Origin of the sequence: Actinokineospora fastidiosa (assembly GCF_014648415.1) — a bacterium.
GTDB classification, from domain to species: Bacteria; Actinomycetota; Actinomycetes; order Mycobacteriales; family Pseudonocardiaceae; genus Actinokineospora; species Actinokineospora fastidiosa.
The window spans coordinates 1,296,656-1,313,743 of the sequence record NZ_BMRB01000002.1 but is presented as its reverse complement, the minus strand read 5'-3'; the positions used below and the strand labels follow the sequence as shown (position 1 = coordinate 1,313,743).

Annotated in this window: 11 protein-coding genes; 2 read left to right on the top strand and 9 right to left on the bottom strand. The window is 73.6% G+C overall.

What is annotated here, in order from left to right; all coding sequences use genetic code 11:
* Window positions 1-40 precede the first annotated feature (40 nt).
* The 5 genes from IEY98_RS15985 to IEY98_RS15965 form a co-directional block, all read right to left on the bottom strand.
* On the bottom strand, window positions 41-1,270 hold the full coding sequence (locus tag IEY98_RS15985; protein ID WP_189211211.1) for an MFS transporter: 1,230 nt from the start codon (window positions 1,268-1,270) through the stop codon (window positions 41-43).
* Between the two features lie 72 nt (window positions 1,271-1,342).
* On the bottom strand, window positions 1,343-2,173 hold the full coding sequence (locus IEY98_RS15980; protein WP_189211210.1) for an isocitrate lyase/PEP mutase family protein: 831 nt from the start codon (window positions 2,171-2,173) through the stop codon (window positions 1,343-1,345).
* Window positions 2,174-2,211: 38 nt separating this feature from the next.
* Window positions 2,212-2,673: an acyl-CoA thioesterase gene (locus IEY98_RS15975; protein WP_189211209.1), complete on the bottom strand. Its 462-nt coding sequence runs from the start codon at window positions 2,671-2,673 to the stop codon at window positions 2,212-2,214.
* Between the two features lie 37 nt (window positions 2,674-2,710).
* A complete protein-coding gene (locus IEY98_RS15970; protein WP_189211208.1) occupies window positions 2,711-3,463 on the bottom strand; it encodes a thioesterase II family protein in 753 nt (250 codons plus the stop codon).
* A 16-nt stretch (window positions 3,464-3,479) separates the two neighbouring features.
* Complete coding sequence (locus IEY98_RS15965; protein ID WP_229786949.1) at window positions 3,480-9,680, bottom strand: type I polyketide synthase; 6,201 nt, start codon at window positions 9,678-9,680, stop codon at window positions 3,480-3,482.
* A 186-nt stretch (window positions 9,681-9,866) separates the two neighbouring features.
* On the opposite strand from IEY98_RS15965, the gene IEY98_RS15960 reads away from it, so the two are divergent.
* Entirely contained in the window at window positions 9,867-10,700 is an 834-nt protein-coding gene (locus tag IEY98_RS15960) for a Rossmann-fold NAD(P)-binding domain-containing protein (RefSeq protein WP_229786948.1), read from the top strand.
* A gap of 96 nt (window positions 10,701-10,796) precedes the next feature.
* On the opposite strand, the gene IEY98_RS15955 is transcribed toward IEY98_RS15960, so the two are convergent.
* Genes IEY98_RS15955 through IEY98_RS15945 form a run of 3 tightly spaced genes read right to left on the bottom strand, consistent with a single transcriptional unit; the run spans window position 10,797 to window position 14,746 of the window.
* Window positions 10,797-11,756: an AraC family transcriptional regulator gene (locus IEY98_RS15955; protein ID WP_189211206.1), complete on the bottom strand. Its 960-nt coding sequence runs from the start codon at window positions 11,754-11,756 to the stop codon at window positions 10,797-10,799.
* Window positions 11,757-11,794: 38 nt separating this feature from the next.
* Entirely contained in the window at window positions 11,795-14,065 is a 2,271-nt protein-coding gene (locus IEY98_RS15950; RefSeq protein WP_189211205.1) for a S9 family peptidase, read from the bottom strand.
* Between the two features lie 18 nt (window positions 14,066-14,083).
* A complete protein-coding gene (locus tag IEY98_RS15945; RefSeq protein ID WP_189211204.1) occupies window positions 14,084-14,746 on the bottom strand; it encodes a DUF4097 family beta strand repeat-containing protein in 663 nt (220 codons plus the stop codon).
* Window positions 14,747-14,965: 219 nt separating this feature from the next.
* Here IEY98_RS15945 and IEY98_RS15940 point away from each other — a divergent pair, with 219 nt between their 5' ends.
* Window positions 14,966-15,691: a helix-turn-helix domain-containing protein gene (locus IEY98_RS15940; protein WP_189211203.1), complete on the top strand. Its 726-nt coding sequence runs from the start codon at window positions 14,966-14,968 to the stop codon at window positions 15,689-15,691.
* A 63-nt stretch (window positions 15,692-15,754) separates the two neighbouring features.
* Here the strand turns inward: IEY98_RS15940 and IEY98_RS15935 are convergent, their stop codons facing one another.
* On the bottom strand, window positions 15,755-17,035 hold the full coding sequence (locus IEY98_RS15935; protein ID WP_189211202.1) for a cell wall-binding repeat-containing protein: 1,281 nt from the start codon (window positions 17,033-17,035) through the stop codon (window positions 15,755-15,757).
* Window positions 17,036-17,088 lie beyond the last annotated feature (53 nt).

Sequence of the window (17,088 nt, the reverse complement as noted above, 5' to 3'; positions counted from 1 at the left end):
GAAGCTTTTCGTGTTTTGTCAGTGGGCTGTGCGGCCGTTGTCAGTCGTTATTCAGAATCGAATGTCCGACCATTTCTCGCGGCTGGCGCATCCCGGCGAGCAGGAACGCCGCGGCCACCAGGCAGGCGAGGCCGCAGACCGGCCAGATCGCGTTCCCCATGCCCGCCCACGCCAGCACGCCGACGGTCGGGCCGATGGCCAGGCCGAGCCCGAACGCGGCCTGGTGCGCGCCGACGTAGCGGGCCCTGACCGCGACGGGATAGGTGGCGGGGTGGGCGAACATGCTCGGCCCGCTGATCATGATGCCCGCCACGAACACGACGGTCGTGGCCAGCAGCGGCACGGCGCTGTCGGCCAGCCCGTACCCGGCCACGCCCAGGCCCATCACCACCGTGCCCGCCGCGCCCGCCAGGTGCGGCGGCCAGTGCCGGACGTAGGAGGTCACCTTCAGCTCGGCCAGGATCAGCACGAGCGACGCCGTCGCGAGCACGACGCTGTAGAGCGTCGTGGAGTGGCCGTCGCCGGTGATCTTCAGCGGCAGCGCCACGGTGTACTGCACGTAGACCATCGAGCCGACCAGCGCCGCGGTGAGGAACAGCAGGAACCGGCGGTCGCGGACCAGCGCGGTGTACGCCGAGGCGCGGGCGGGCGCGTCGGGTTCCGCGCGCGGCGCGGGGGCGTCCGGCAGCAGTGTGCGGGCCAGCACGGCGAAGGCCAGCGCGGTGACGGCGTCGAAGTAGAACAGCAGGTCCCAGTCGAGCAGGATCAGCCCGGCGGCCAGCAGCGGACCGGCCGCGGCCCCGGCGTTCATCGCCGTCCGCATCATCGAGAACGCCATCACCCGGTGTTCGTTGGGCATGAGGTCGCTCAGCAGCACCGCCGCGGCGGGCCGGTACGCCTGGGTCGCCATGCCCGCGAGCGCCATCACCACCAGGAGCACGGCGTACAGGCCGGGTGTGCTCAGCAGCGGGGCGACGCCCAGGACGACGGCCGACGTCGCCATCGCCGCGGTGATGGTCGCGCGCGGCCCGATGCGGTGGGTGAGTTCGCCGCCGATCAGAGTCCCGGCGACCGCGCCCGCGCTGTACGCCGTCAGCGCCGCGCCAGCCTGGGCGAGGGAGAACCCCCGCACCGTCAGGTAAAGCACCATGAACGTCTGGACGAACGCGCCGAGCTGGTTGACCAGCACCCCGCCCAGCAGGCACCGGACCGCGACCGGCGTGGCGCGCACGCTGGCCAGGACGCCGCCGTCGGTCTTGATCGCGGTCATCGTGTCCCCCCTCTAGTCGGCGCACGCCGGGACGCCCGCGACAGGGCGTCCCGACGTGCGCGGAAAGCCCGCCTACCGGCCGAACACGCTGTTGAGGCTCATGTAGTCGAGCGCGCCCGCGAGCTCGCCGTACGTGCCGTGCTCGACCAGTTCCACGGCGACCCGCTGCGCCAGGCTGTACGCGGCCTGGCTGATCGCGGTGCCCACGCTGACCCGCCGCGCGCCAGCGGCCTCGAACTCGGTCACCGTCGGCGCCCCGGGCCCGGCCATCACGTTGACCGGCAGCGGCACCGCCTTCACCAGCGCGGCCACGGCCTCCAGGTCGACCAGCCCGGGCACGAACAGGCAGTCGGCCCCGGCGTCGGCGTAGGCCTGCCCGCGCGCGACCACGTCGTCGAAGCGGCCCTCCTCCGCGCCGATCCCGAACAGGTAGACGTCCGTGCGGGCGTTCACCACCAGGTCGGGCACGCCCGCGGCCTCCGCGGCCGAGCGCGCGGCCCGCAGCCGCCGCGACTGCTCATCGATGCCGAACAGCGGCTGCCCCGGGGCGACGGAGTCCTCGATGTTCACCCCGACCGCGCCCGCGTCGATCACCGCGGCCACGGTCGCGGCCACGTCGTCGGGGTCGGGCCCGTAGCCGCCCTCGATGTCGGCGGTGACCGGCAGGTCGACAGCGGCGCAGATCCGCCGCACCTGACCGGCCATCTCCTCGCGGGTCAGCGCCTGCCCGTCCGGCCTGCCCAGCGCCCAGGAGACCCCGCCGCTGGTGGTGGCCACCGCCCGCGCGCCGCTGCGCGCGATCAGCGCGGCGCTGCCCGCGTCCCAGGCGTTGGGCAGCACCAGCACCCCCTCGGCGTGCAGTGCCTTGAACGCGCTGGCCTTGGCGTTCCGGTTGTCGTTCACACGTCACCTTCTCTGTGGAGTTCCCCGAATATGTCTACTCAGGACGTACTGGCCGCGGGCTCGCGCATGAGCCCGGTCGTCGCCGCGCGGGTCTCGTCGGTCCACGGCGCGGACCGCCCGGTGGCGGGGTCGACCTTGACGACGGTGCGGTGCCCCTCGGCGTGGGTGACCGCGCCGTCGACGGAGTGCACGCGGAAGCCCCAGCGGAGGCTGGAGGTGCCCAGCGACTCGATCCAGAGGTGCACGGCGACCGGACCGGTGGACCGCACCGGGAACTGGTAGGAGATGTGCAGTTCGCGGATGGCGGCGAACATGTCCGGATGGGTGATCGCGCCGTCGCGGTAGCCGAGGCCGACGCGGGCGAGCACGGCCTCGCCCGCCTGCTCGACCAGGTTGATGTAGCGCGCGTTGTGCAGCTGTCCCATCGCGTCCAGGTCGCCGAAGTGGACCGGGAGCACGGCCACCACGCCGTACTCCGGGTGCTCGGTCAGCTCGGTCATCGCCTGCTCCTCGGGTGTGGGGTTCTCATGGGTTCGATCATGGCCGGGCCGCCGCGCGGAGGTTGCCCGCCACATCGGTGACGACCCCGATGGTGTGGTCGATCAGGTAGAAGTGGTGGCCGGGGAACTCGCGGTGGCCGAGGTGCTTGGCGGTCCTCGGCGCCCACGAGTCCATCGCGCCCGGGGCGAGCAGCGGGTCGAGCCGCCCGCTGTAGGTGACGACAGGGCAGTCGATCACGGTGTCGTCGTCGGTGTAGTCCGCGCACAGCTCCAGGTCCGCGCGCAGCGCCGGGAGCACCATGGCCAGCGCGCCCGGGTCGGCGATGATCTCCTCGGGCAGCGACCCGGTGTCCCGCAGCCACGCGATCAGCCCGGGCTCGGGCTGGCGCGCGTGCTCGACGGTCGGCCGCGCGAACCCGACCGGCGCCCACGCCGAGGCCGCGAGCAGGACCGGCGGGTCGGCCCCCTCGCGCTCGATCGCCTGGGTCAGCGCGTAGGCGATCATCGCGCCCATGCTGTGGCCGAAGAACGCGTACGGCCTGCCGTCCAGCTCCGGCTCCAGCCCCGCCCACAGCGCGTCGACGAGGACGCCGAAGTCGGTGTGCGCGGGCTCCGACCGCCGGTCGAGTCGGCCGGGCAGGGTGACCACCTGGGCGGCGACGTCGCGGGGGAGCAGGCCGAACCAGTCCCGGAAGACCGTCCCGCCCGCGCCCGCTGGCGGGAACAGCAGCAGGCGCAGGTCGGCCTCCGCCGCGGCCTCCGCGGGCTGCAACCAGCCTGCTGACGACATGGCGCGCTGACCCCCTTCAGACCGCGGCCGTGATCTGGCCGTCGAGGAACCCGGCCAGGTCGTGCGCGGTCGGGTGGTCGAAGGCGACGGTGGCGGGCAGCGCGACGCCGAAGGCGACCTCCAGCGCGTTCTTCAGCTCGACCGCGACCAGCGAGTCCAGGCCGAGCTGGGCGAAGCGGGCCCGCGAGTCGATGTCGTCGAGGTCGGTGAAGTGCAGCACGTCGGCCACCTTCGCCCGGATGAACCGGTCGATCGCGGCGAGCCGCTCGGCGTCCGGCGCCGACCGCAGCGCGTCCAGGTCGAGCCCGGCTGCCGTGGCGGCCGTGTCGCGGGTCAGCTCCTGGTAGAGCGCGTTGGTGATCGGCTTGGTCGAGACGAACCGGTTCCAGTCGCACTCGCCGACCGCGGCCTGGGCGACCGGGCCGCCGAGCAGCGCCTCCAGCGCGCGCATCGCCCTGGCCGGGCTGAAGAACGCGACGCCGTCGTCCTCGAACGCCTTGGCGTGCTGCTCGCTCAGCCGCGCGGACATGCCGAGCTGGGCGACCGGGCCCCAGTTGAGCGACAGGGCGGGCAGGCCGTCGCGGACCCGGTGGTGGGCCAGCTGGTCGAGGAAGGCGTTCGCGGCCGCGTAGTTGGCCTGCCCTGGACCGCCGACGACCGAGGCGGCGGAGGAGTAGAGCACGAAGAAGTCGAGGTCCGGCCGCGTCGCGGCGAACTCGTGCAGCAGCCAGCCGCCGTACACCTTGGACTGGAAGACGGTGTCGACGCTCTCCCAGGTCTGCGCCGAGACCGGCGCGTCGGCGAGGCCGCCCGCGGCGTGCACGATGCCGCCGAGCGGGTGCGGGAGCCCGGCCAGCACTGCCTCGATCCGGCGCAGGTCCGCCCGGTCGCCGACGTCGCCCCGGCACACGGTGACCTCGGCGGGGCCGAGCCGGTCGAGCAGGTGCGCGGCGTCCGGCCGGGGGATGCCCTGCCTGCCGACCAGCACCAGGTGCCTGGCCCCCAGCTCGACGAGCTTGCGGGCGGTCACCAGGCCCAGCGCGCCGAGGCCTCCGGTGATCAGGTACGTGCGGTCGGCGCGCACCGGCGCGGGGCGCGGCGCGGGCTCCTCGGCGAACGCGATGACCAGCTTGCCGACGTTGGCGCCCCGGCTGAGCACGCCGAAGGCCTCCTCGACCTCGTCGAGGGAGTACCGGGTGGTGGTGATCGGCGCCAGCTCGCCCGCGCCGATCCGGTCGGCGACCTCGGTCAGCACCCGCTTGTTGAGCGCGACCACCTCGTCCTCGGGCAGCTCGCTGAGGTCGAAGTTGTGGTAGCGGACGTCCGGGCGGGCCGCGGCCACCTCCTCGGTGGTCCACACGCCCACCTTGCCCAGCTCCACGAACCGGCCGCCGCGGCCGAGCGCGCGCAGTCCCGCGGGGATGAAGTCCTTGTTGAGGCTGTTGAGGATGACGTCGACCCCGGCGCCGCCGGTCGCCGCCATGATCTCGTCGGCGAAGTCGAGCGTGCGCGAGTTCATCAGGTGGCGCACGCCCTGCGCGCGCAGCACGTCCCACTTGGGCGGGCTCGCGGTGGCGAACACCTCCGCGCCCGCCGCCATGGCCAGCTGGACCGCCGCCTGCCCGACCCCGCCCGCCGCGGCGTGGATCAGCACCCGGTCGCCCGCCTTGATCCCGGCCAGGCCGTGCAGCGCGTAGTGCGCGGTGACGTAGGCCGAGGCCAGGCCCGCGCCCTCGACGGCGCTGATCCGCTCCGGCCTGCGCACCGCGGCCGACGACGGCACGGTGGCCAGCCGCCGCATCAGCCCGGCGTAGTTGACGATCACCTCGGCGCCGACCTCGAACTCCGCGTCCGGGCCCGCCGCGACGACGGTGCCGGAGCACTCGAAGCCCAGCGGCAGCGGCCGGTACTCCACGCCCTGGCTCTCGGCGTGCTCCTTGAGCATGCCCAGGGCGTTGAGCACGTCCTTGAAGTTGAGCCCCGCGGCGTGCACCCGGACCTGGATCTCCGCGCCGACCGGCGCGACGGACTCGGCCGGGACGGCCCGCACGCCCGCGAAGCTGCCGTGGTCCTTGACCGCCAGCGCGATGTTCTCCTCGCCGTCCCGGCCGGGGCGCAGCGGCAGCAGCCGCCGCACGTGCCGGTGGCCGTCGCGGTAGCCGAGCTGGAACTCGCCGCCGTCGCGGCAGCGCAGCTCGTCGACAAGGTGCGCCTGCCCGTCTTCCGGGAGGTCGATCAGCGTGGTCCGGTAGCCGGGGCGCTCGTTGAGCAGCGAGTGCCCGAAGCCCCAGAGGGTCGCCGCGGCCGACAGGTCGGTCACCGGGTCCCCGGGCAGCACCTGCGCGCGCTCGGTGACCAGCCACAGCCGCTGGTCGCCGCCGAACCCGGCGCTGTCGAGCACGGCCAGCAGGGCGAGCAGGTCCCGGTAGTTGTCCTCGCACTCGGCGCGCAGGCCCGGCTCGGTGGTCGCGCCGCCCTGCGCGCGCCAGAACCAGCACACGTCGGTGAACGCTTCCGCCCGCAGCAGCGCGCCCGCCTCGGCGGCGTCGCCCGCGACCACCACCTCCACAGCGGACTCGGCGGCGTGGCCCGCCAAGGCATCACCCCGGCCGCCCACGGCCAGGACCCGTCGGGGCTGCTCGATGACCGGCCCACGCTGGGACCGCTTGAGCCAGACCGGACGGTGCAGGAACGCCCTGCCCCGGCCGCCGGTCTCGTCCGCCAGCCGCTTGAGCCCGAGGTCGGCCACCTCGGCCACCGGCAGGTCGTCCTGCAGGATCACCAGGTCCGCGGCGAGGTCGACGCCCTCGGCCGCGGTCTCGCGCAGCCGCAGCAGGACCCGGAGGCGCTCGGCGCGCGGCTTGCGGAGCAGCCGGACGCCGCCGAAGCGGACGGGCAGGTAGGTGGCGCCGTCGTCGATGAGGCCCGCGAGCGTGTGCAGCGCGCCGTCGAGGATCGTCGGGGGCAGGTGCTCCGCGCCCGTCTGCCTGCAACCGCGCAGGTCGGCGGTGGCGAAGTCGCCATGCCGTGCTGTCGACAGCAGGCGCTGGAAGTGCGGGCCGTAGGCCATGCCGACGGCGGCGAACCCGGGGTAGACCTCCTCGCCGGTCAGCACCGAGTCCGGCTCGCCCGCGTCGGCGGCCGCGGCGCGCAGGCCCGCGACCGTCCCGCCGCCCTCGTCCGGGCGGGTGATCTCGGCGGTGGCGTGGCGCCGGTCGACGGCGTCGCCCGCGGCGCGGCTGCTGATGGTCAGCGCCGCCGTGCCGTCCGGCCGCTCGGTGAGCCGGGTGCGGACCTCGGTCTCGCGGTCCTCGGCCAGGAACAGCGGCTCGCTGATCCGCAGGTCGGACACCGTCGCGCCGGTCTCCCCGTACACCGCGTCCTGCAGCGCGAACGCCATCTCGACGTATCCCGCCCCGGGGAACACGACCTGACCGGCGATGACGTGGTCGGCGAGGTAGTCGGGGCAGCGCGGGCTGAGTCGCGAGCGGAACTCGCGCACGCCCTGCGCCGCCTGCTCGGCCGTGGTGACCTCCGTGCCGAGCAGCGGGTGGTCCGCGCCCGCGACGGTCCGGGCGGCGGCGACCGGCAGCCAGTGGCGCCTGCGGTCGAACCCGTAGGTCGGCAGCGTGATCCTGCGGCACTCGCGCCCGTGGTGCACCTGCCGCCACCTGATGGCCGCGCCCGCGGTGTAGAGCTGGATGAGCGCGCGCTGGATCGTGCTGCCGTCGTCGGCCTTGTCGGTGCTCTGCGCCCAGCGGTGGTCCTCCGCGGTGACGCAGCGCTTGGCGAGCGCGGTCAACGCGGCCGACGGGCCGACCTCGACGATCACGTGCGGGCCGCGCCGCTGCAACTCGGCCATGCCAGCGGCGAACCGCACCGGCTCGGCGATGTGGCGCACCCAGTACTCCGGGTCGCGCAGCTCGGCGGCGCGCGCCACCTTGCCGGTGACGTTGGAGATCACGGTCAGCCGCGGTCGCGCGAAGGCGATGTCGGCGATGGCCGCGCGGAACTCGTCGAACACCTCGGCCATCAGCGGCGAGTGGAACGCGTGGGACACCGCCAGCCGGGTGACCTCGATACCGCGGTCAGCGAGGTCGGCGCTCACCGCGTCGAGCGCGGCGACGCCGCCGGAGATCACGCACTGGGTGGGCGAGTTCACCGCGGCCACCGCCAGGTCCGGGTGCCCGGACAGCAGCGGGGCCACGTCGTCGGCGGGCGCGCGCACGGCGGCCATCCCGCCGGGCGCGGCGACCGACTGCATCAGCCGGGCGCGCGCGGCGACCAGCCGGACGGCGTCCGGCAGGGAGAACACCTCGGCCACCGCGGCGGCGACCACCTCGCCGATGCTGTGTCCGATGAGGACGCTCGGCCGCACGCCCCAGGACAGCCACAGCGCGGCCAGCGCGTACTCCAGGCAGAACAGCGCGGACTGCGTGTAGAGGGTCTGGTCCAGTTCCTCGGGCCGCTCCACCTCGCCGAAGGCGATCGCCCGCACGGACCGGCCCAGGTGCTGGGCGAACAGCGCGTCGCACTCGTCGAAGGCCGCCCGGAACCTCGGGTACCGGCGGTAGAGCGCCGCGCCCATGCCCGGGTACTGGGTGCCCTGCCCGCTGAACAGGAAGGCGACCTTGCCGATCTCGGCCGCGCCCGCGGCGTCGCCCGCCAGCTTCTCCGCCTGCCGGTCGAGGAAGTCGGCCAGTTGCGCCCGGTCGGCGACGACTGCGCCCACCCGCAGCCGGAAGTGCGAGCGGCCGACGGCGGCGGTGTAGCAGAGGTCGCCGACATCGATCCCGGGGCGCTCGGCCAGGTGCGCGCGGTACCGCTCGACCTGGTTGCGCAGCGACCGCTTGGACTTCGCCGACAGGGTGAACACGTGCGGTCCGTCCACCGGCGCTGGCCGGGCGGACACGGGCGCGGGCTCCTCGATGACGGCCGCGGCGATCGTGCCCGCGAACCCGAAGCTGTTGACCAGCGCCCGCCGCCGCTCCGCCGTCCACGGCACGCACTCCGTCGGGACCGTCACCGGGTAGCGCTGCCAGGGGATGCGGCCGGACGGCGTGGTGAGGTTCAGGTGCGGGTAGATCATCCGGTCGCGGATCTGCAGCACCGCCTTGACGACGCCGACGATGCCCGCCACCGGTTCGAGGTGCCCGACGTTCGTCTTGACCGAGCCGACCGGGATCGGGGCGTCCGGGGTGTGCGACTCGGCGAAGACGTCGCTGATCGCGCCCATCTCGATCGGGTCGCCCAGCGGTGTCCCGGTGCCGTGCGCCTCGACGTAGGAGATGTCGGCGGGGGAGAGCCCGGCGTCGGCCAGCGCGGCGCGCATCACCCGCACCTGGGCGGCGCCGTTGGGCACGGACAGGCCGGGGCCGTCGCCGTCCTGGCCCACGGCCGAGCCCCGGATCACCGCGACGACGGTCGCGCCGTCCCGCTCGGCGTCGGAGAGCCGCATGAGCACCAGCGCGCCGCAGCCCTCGGCGCGCACGTAGCCGTTCGCCGCGTCGTCGAAGGTCTTGCACTGGCCGTCGGGGGCGAGCATGTTGGCGTGGGAGAAGATCACCGACGTGCGGGGGTAGTGCAGCGCGTTGACCCCGGCGCACACCGCGATCTCGCACTCCCCGCGCCGCAGCCCCACGACCGCCTGGTGGAGCGCGGTGAGCGACGACGCGCACGCGGTGTCGATCGTCATGGACGGGCCGTGCCAGTCGAGGAAGTAGGACAGCCGCCCGGACATGGGGAAGAACGTGATGCCCGCGGCGAGGTGGCCGTCCAGCTCCTCGTTGGGCAGGGTGGTCAACTCCATCGCGTAGTCGATGGAGCCCGCGCCGACGTACACGCCGCCGTTGCCGCCGCGGAAGGCAGCCGGGTCGATGGTGGCGTCCTCCAGCGCCTCCCAGGTGGTCTCCAGCAGCATCCGCTGCTGCGGGTCGGTGTACTGCGCCTCCTTGGGCGAGATGCCGAAGAACCCGGCGTCGAACTCGTCGATGCGGTCGAGGAACCCGCCGCCCGGGCTCTGGATCCTGCCCTTCTCGACCCCGGGCTCGGCCTGGAACGCGGCCACGTCCCACCGGTCGTCCGGCACGGGCCGGATCCCCGACCGCCCGTCCCGCAGGAACTCGGCGAACTCGGCCGGCGTCCGCGCCCCACCGGGGAACCGCAACCCGATACCGACGATCGCGATCGGCTCGTCACGCTGATCAGCCCTGCCCACGGGGACCGACGGGACCACGAAGTACCTCCACGGGGTGTCATCGCGCGGGCGCGCAGGGTGTTGATCACAGGCAAGCACACTCCGCTTACTCTTCGCTGACAGCGCGTATGAAGGGTGAGACGAACGCGTATGTCGGCGAGATCCTTGGCTATGGTCGTCTCGCTCTCGCGCCGCTGTACTGGGTGCATGGGTAACGACATGCAGGTGGAGAACCCGATCCTGGTCGTCGGGGGCACGGGCAAGACCGGGCGGCGGGTCGCGGGGCGGTTGGCGGCGCGGGGGAGGGCGGTGCGGATCGGGTCGCGGTCGGGGGCGCCCGCGTTCGACTGGGCGTACCCGGGGACCTGGGGCGCGGCGGTGGACGGGGTGCGGTCGGCGTATCTGACGTATTACCCCGATCTGGCCTTCCCCGGGGCTGTGGAGGCGATCGCGGAGTTCAGCGAGGTCGCCGTGAAGGCGGGGGTGGAGCGGCTGGTCCTGCTGTCCGGCCGGGGCGAGGAGGCGGCGGAGCGGGCCGAGGGCGTGGTGCGCGACAGCGGCGCGGCGTGGTCGGTCGTGCGGTGCAGCTGGTTCAACCAGAACTTCTCCGAGGCGTTCCTGGTCGATTCGGTGCTGGACGGGCGGATCGCGCTGCCCGCTGGGGACGCGGTGGAGCCCTTCGTCGACGCCGACGACATCGCCGACGTGGTCGTCGCGGCCCTGACCGAACCCGGCCACGACGGCGAGGTCTACGAGCTGACCGGCCCGCGCGCCCTCGGTTTCGCCGAGGTGGCGGCCGAACTGTCCGCGGCGACCGGCCGCGAGATCGGCTACACCCCGCTCACCGCCGCCCAGTTCGCCGCCGTCCTCCGCGAGCACGGCCTGCCCGAGGACTTCGGCGAGTTGTTCACCCTCATCCTCGACGGCCGCAACGCCCACCCCGCCGACGGCGTCCAGCGCGCGCTGGGCCGCGCCCCCAAGGACTTCACCGACTACGCCAGGGAAACCGCCGCCACCGGCGTCTGGTCCCGGTCTGGGTGAGGGCTCCGGGTGCCGAGGGTCATCTTCGGTGTTCTGGCGCGAAGGACTCCGCGGTCTGCGGGTGGGGAGGTCGCCGCTGTCGGCGTCTGGTCCCGGTCAGCGGGCGGGCACGGCCTGGCGCAGGTACTCCCTGGGTGACATGCCCCGGACGCGTTTGAAGGCTGAGCTGAGGGCGAAAGCGCTGCTGTAGCCGACCTGCCTGGCCGCGGAACCGAGGGTGGCGTCGGTCTCGCGGAGCAGGTCGGCCGCCAGTGCCAGGCGCAGGGACGTCAGGTAGTTCATCGGGGGTTCGCCGACCAGCGCGGTGAAGCGGCGGGCCAGCGCGGCCCTGGACACCCGGCACCGGGCCGCCAGGGTCGCCACCGTCCACGCCTCGGCCGGGTCGGCGTGGAGCAGGCGCAGCGCCTCGCCGACCACGGGGTCGTGCTGGGCCCGGTACCAGCCGGGCGACCCCGTGCCCGGGCTGGCCAGCCACGCCCGCAGCACGCTCACCAGCACCAGGTCGAGGAGCCGGTCGAGCACCAGTTCCTGGCCAGGCTTGTCCTTGCCGACCTCGGCCTCCAGCAGGGACACCAGCGCCGCGTCCTCGGCGTCGACGGGCCGCACGAGCACCGGCGGCAGCGCGCCGATGAGGCGCTGGCCGACCTCGCGCTGCAACTGGTACGTGCCGCTCAGCATCACCGTCGAGCCACCCGGGTCCGGGCCCCAGGTGCGCACCCCCAGCAGGCGGGACTCGCCGACGTCGACACCCTCCACTGTGGTGCAGACCTGTCCGGGCCCGACAGTCACCTGAACCGGGGTGTCCGGCTCGTCGGCGACGGTGTACGGGGTCGGGCCGCGCACGATGGCGATCTCGCCGGGCTCCACCGCCACCGGGTCGCCCTCCGCCGAGGTGATCCACGCCCGGCCCCGCACCATGGTGACCAGCGACAGCGGCGCGCGGTCCTCGATCCGCAGCGACCACGGCGGGGTGAGGATCGACCGCAGCAGGAACGCGCCCCGGGCGCGGGGCCCGTCCAGCAGGCCCGCGAGCGTGTCATCCATGAGGATGCTCATCGCGCCAACCTAGACGATCCCCCGGATTCGGCGGTGGATCAGGCGAACATCTCGCCGAGCAGCTCGGCGTCGATGGGGATGGGCGCGGGCCGGTAGGCAGGCGGCCGGACGCCCATCAGCTCGCGCACCAGGAAGTCCCAGCAGCGCTTGCGGACGTACGCGAGGCAGTCGATGAACGTGTGCTCGGCCCCCGGCACGATGAGCAGCTCGAAGTCCTTGTCCGCGGCGATGAGCCGGTCGACGAGGCGCAGCGTCTGGTCCGGGTGGACCTGGTCGTCCAGCCCGCCGTGGACGAGCAGCAGCCTGCCCGTCAACCGGTCGGCGATGTCCACGTTGGACGCCCGCGCCCACGCGTCCGGGTTGTCCGCGCCGTCGTAGGTCTCCACGAAGCCCGGGTTGAAGCAGCGGGCGTCGTGCGAGCCGGAGAGCGCGACCCCCACCCGGTAGACGTCGGGGAAGTCCAGCATCGCCCGCACGGTGGCGAACCCGCCCCCGGAGTGGCCGAACGCGCCCACCCGGTCCAGGTCCATCCACGGCCGGGTCTCGGCCAGCTGCCGCAGCGCCGCGACGTGGTCGGCCAGGGACCCCGCGTCGGCCAGCGAGGCCGCGTCGTGGAAGGCCTTGTCCCGCCCCGGCGTGCCGCGCCCGTCCACCGCGACCACCACGAAGCCGAGCGCGGCGAGGGGTTCGGCGTCCAGGCCCATGCCGCCCGGGTCGAAGGCGGGGGAGACCCGGTTGACCTGCGGGCCCGGGTAGAGGGTGTCCACCACGGGGTACCGCCGCTCGGGGTCGAACCCGCGCGGCCGGTACAGCACCCCGTGGATGTCGGTGACCCCGTCGGCGGCCTTGACGCGGAACCGCTCCGGCGGCGTCCACCCCGTGGCGACGAGCTTGCTGACGTCCGCGCGCTCCAACTCGACCAGCACCCGCCCGGACCAGTCACGGACCGCCGTGACCGGCGGAATGTCCACTGCAGACGCCGAGTCGATGAAGCACTCCTGGTTCTCCGAGACGGTGACGACGTGGTCCAGTTCGTCGTCGGTGACCTTGGCGAACCCGCTGCCGTCCAGGCCGATCCGGCACAGCGTGCGCCGGTACGGGTCCTCCGCGACGAGCCCGGACGCGATGAAGTACACCACCCGTGATGCCTCGTCGACGCGCACGATCTGCCGCACCGCCCACGGCCCCGAGGTGACCTGCCCCAGCAGCTCGCCCGACCGCAGGTCGTACCGGTACAGGTGACCCCAGCCGTCCCGCTGCGAGTACCACAGCACCTCGTCGGCCAGCACCCGCACGATCGGCGGCTCGAACAGCCACTGGTTGGGCTCCACCCGGGTTGGCCCGGTCTCGCTGACCACGGTGGTGACCTCGCCCGTCGCCGGGTCCATCCGGTGCAGGGTGAGCGTGCGCAGGTCGCGGGGCTGGCTGAGGTAGTACACCGCCGAGCCGTCCTCGGCCCACCACGCCCACTTGGCCGTGATCGGCGACAGCCGCGTCATGAGCAGCGGCTCGGCCTGCGCGCGGACCACCGTGCCCTCGGCGACATCCAGCACGACCAGCTCGGCCAGCGGCACGGACTCGTCCCCGGGATGGGCGAACCGCTGCATGTGCGTGCGGGGCGCGCCGCCGTCTGCGGGCCTGGCCTCCACGAGGTGGGCGAGCCGGACGGCGCGCTCGTCGGTCCGGTGCGCCAGCACCCTGGTCGAGTCGGGCGACCACACCGCCGCGGGCGGGAGATGGGGCAGGCCGATCTTGCGCAGCAGGGCGGCGTTGCCCGTGCTGGCCGGGCCGAGCCCGTACCCGTGGTCGGGTCCGCCGTCGGTGGTCAGCGCCCACTCGCGACCGTCGGACCGCGAGCGCGCCCAGAGGTCGTGCCCGCGCAGGGACACCGCGGTCTTCCCGTCCGGCGACGGCACCTCCAGCGGGTTGCCCGGCGGCGTGAACTCGGCGCGCTCGCAGACGTAGGTGTCCAGCGCGCAGCGCCAGAACTCGCCGAACGCGACGAACTCCACGGCGGTCCCGGTCAGGCCGATGGCCGCGAACGGCATCGCGTCCGGGTCGACCGGGTGTCCGGAGGCGGCGGACAGCGCGGCGGCGAGGCGGGGGTGGTCGAACGCGGGCTCGCGGGCGCCCGCCGCCGGGTCGACCAGCACGAACCGCTTGCCCGATCCGGTGCTCACCGCGTAGTGGAAGCGGGCGCCGCCGTCGATCCACTGAGGACGGACCCGGTCGCCGACGACGAGTTCGCCGGGGCGGGCCGGTCGGCGGAGCAGCTGCTCCGCGGCCTGGTAATCCTGTGTTGTGCTCACTGTCGGTCCTTCGAGTGGTCAGAGGCTGTGGGCGTCGATGTCGCCGTAGGCGGTGGTCGCGTGGATGGTCAGCTCGGCCGCGCCGGTGTTGCGCAGGGCGTTGGTGACGCGGCCGTGGCCCGTGCCCGCGTCGAGGGCGGCGGACACGCCTGCGGCGGCGCCGACGGACACGTTGCCCGCCTGGGTGCGCAGCACGACGGCGCCCGCCGTGGCCTCGGTGATGCTGATGTCGCCCTTCCCGGTGCTGATCTCCGCCGGGCCGGTGAGGCGGCCGACGGAGACGTCGCCCGCGTGGGTGGTGAGGCGGACGCTCGCGGCCTCGTCGAGCTTGACCCCGCCGTGCGCGCCCTCGTAGGCGACGTCGCCGAGCCTGCCGACGCCGCGGAGTTCGGCGCTGGCCGCCTTGGCGTCGACCCGGGAGCCGGTGGGCAGCTGGACCGTGACCTCGATGGACCCGGAGGCGCCGAGGAGCTGGTTGCGCGCCGACGCGGTGATCCGCAGGACGCCGTCGGCGTACTCGACCGCGGTCTGCTCGGCGACCTTCACGTCGCGGCTCTTGCCCGCGTCCACCGGCCGGACCTCGACCGCGGTGTCGGAGCGGTCGGCGGCGATGAACCGGACGTGCCCGGCGGGGATGTCGAGGACGGCGGCGATCGGGGCGGGGGTGGCGAAGGTGGGCATCGCGGTCTCCTGTGCTCGGTGTTTCTGACACTGGAAACGCTACGTTGCGTTCACGAAGTGCGCAACGAACTTGTTGCAGTGAATCCGTGTTTTCGCAGGTAGAACCGGCAAGATCGTTGCAACTGCTCTGAATTTAACGCAACGGAAGACGCGGGTCCGTTGCAATGGACGTGAAGTGAACGCTATGCTGGGAGCGTCACGGGAGCAAGGAGGATCGCGGTGCCGGGAGGCAGGCTCACCCAGCAGGAACGCCAGCAGATCGCGGCGGGGCTGGCCGACGGCCTCGCCTACGCCGAGATCGCGCGCAGGCTCGACCGGCCCACCTCGACGGTCACCCGCGAGGTGATGCGCAACGGCGGCCCCACCGGCTACCGCGCGGACCTGGCGCACCGCGCCACCGAGCGCCGCGCGCACCGCCGCAGGCAGGCCGCGCCGCGCGGCACGCAGGCGCCCCCGCCCGCCCACGGGCGCGACCCCGACGCCGTGCGCGAGTACGAGGAGGCGTTCACCACGCTGCTCATGCAGTCGGGCCTGCCCAAGATGATGGCCGCGGTGCTGACCTGCCTCTACACCTGCGACTCCGGCAGCCTCACCGGGGCCGAGCTCGTCCAGCGGCTGCAGGTCAGCCGGGCGTCCATCTCCAAGGCGGTCGCGTTCCTGGAGAGCCAGGGCCTCATCCGCCGCGAGCGCGACGACCGCCGCCACGAGCGCTACGTCGTCGACAACGACGTCTGGTACCAATCGATGATCTCCGCCGCCCAGTCCAACGCGCGGCTCGCCGAGACCGCGCGCCGGGGCGTGGCCATCCTCGGCCCCGCCACCCCGGCCGCCACCCGCCTGGAGAACATCGCCCGCTTCATCGACTTCGTCGGCGAGAGCATCATCCGCGCCGCCGAGCAGGCCCGCGAGGTCCTCTACACCGAGCCGCGCCCCGAGGACCGATAGCCGCGGGACAGGCCGAAGCCGCCCCACGCCGGTCGGCATGGGACGGCTTCGGTCGGGACGGGGTCAGCCGGTCCCGGAGAATTCGTTCAGCGCCGCGTCGGCGACCGCGCCGGAGACGACGGCGGCGCTGCCGAACACGTGCAGGTAGTCGGGCTGGTTGTCGGGATTGACGATCTGTCCCCTGTGGTGCTGCAGGAACAGCCGCGTCGGCGTGTCCAGCTTGGTGGCCTGGGTCAGCAGCAGCGGGTCGCCGTAGGTCATCAGCAGGCCCGTTCCGCCGAGCGCGTCGGGGAAGTTCATGCCGTTGGCCAGGCCGACGCCCCAGGACACGAGCTTGCCGCTGTTCGGGTCGGTGTAGAGCTTGGCGATGACCGCAGCGGTCTCGAACCGGTTCGCGCCGACGTAGGACTCGATCACCACGGGCGGGAACGTCGCCTTGACGGCAGTGTCGGCCGACCGGCCCGCGGTCATCATGAGCAGAGTCATGTCGTGCTCGTGCGCGCGGGACTCGGCGAACAGCCCGGTGCTGTTCGGCATGATCGTGTCCTGGGTGAACAGCAGCGCGATCGGCCTGCGGTCCGGGACATCGGGCGCGTGGGTCGCGTAGTAGGTGTACTGGGCCGCGAACGCGCCCGCCGCCAGCGCGTCGGGGAAGTTCATGCCGGTGGTGACGAAGAACAGGTTCGTCGACGGCATCCGCTGGGCGATCTTGATCGCCGTCTCGAACCGGTTGGCGCCCGCGAGCCGCTCGGTCTGGTAGCCCATGCCCTTGATCGCGGAGTCGACGCCCGCCGACAGCGACGCGGTGCTGCCGAGCAGGAAGACCTTGCCGCCGGGGGCCAGCACGCGCTGGATCTCGGCGCGCACCTCGGGCAGCAGCCGGTCCGGCACGGTCAGCAGCAGCGGGCCGTTGACGTAGGCGGCCAGCGGGCCGCCCGCCAGCGCGTCCGGGAACTGGTCGCCCCGGGCGAGCACGACGGCGTCGGCCTTGAGCACGTCGTCCCGCGGCTCGGTGTGGTTCCACCAGGTCCCGGAGGAGACGCAGACGGCCGTGGTGTACCGGTTCTGCCCGGCGTACCGCAGCCGCAGCACGTCCTGCGCGGGCGAGTACTTGCCGGTGATGCAGCCCTCCGGCCCCGCGGCCGCGCTGCGCCGGTCGGGCAGTTGCGCCTCGATCCGCGCTGCGTGCGCGGCGATGCCGGACATCATGTCGACGCGCTGCGCCTTGGCGAGCGGCGCCCGCTCCGCCGCTGCCGTGCCGCTCGCGAGGCCGACCACGGTGGCCGCGGCGAGCACGATCGCGCCGAGGGCTCTCGCGGAGAGCCGATTGGGTGTGGTGCGCATGTTTCCCTTTCCCCAGTCACGGATGCGTCCGTGAAGTTGGGGACAGTCTGCAA